Annotated in this window: 1 pseudogene; it reads right to left on the bottom strand. The window is 62.7% G+C overall.

Annotated features, from left to right (window positions below):
* A pseudogene (locus tag AC1D34_RS38390) lies at nucleotides 1–336 on the bottom strand (IS6 family transposase); the annotation flags it as partial.

The following is a 336-nucleotide window of genomic DNA, read 5'->3' as shown; positions in this document are numbered from 1 at the left end:
GATGCGCTCGGGCCGGCCATGGCGTTCAAGCGCTTTGCGGAAGAACCGCTTGGCCGCCGACAGATCCCGATGTTCGCTGAACCAGAACTCGACCGTGTCGCCAACGCTGTCGATGGCGCGATARAGATACATCCACCGTCCGCGGACCTWGATGTACGTCTCGTCCGCATGCCACTTGGCGGTCACGGCGCGTTTGCGCMGGTTGAAGCGCTCAAGCAGCAATGGCGAGAAGTAGACGACCCCAGCGGTGGATCGTGGAATGGTCRATGCTGATGCCGCGCTCGGCCATCATCTCCTTCAGGTCGCGCAGGCTCAGGCCGTAGGCCAGATACCAGC

The sequence above is a fragment of the Allobosea sp. P1_A7 genome (assembly GCF_056406775.1).
The sequence above is the reverse complement of the archived record's forward strand: the minus strand, read 5'-3'. Positions and strand labels throughout refer to the sequence as shown.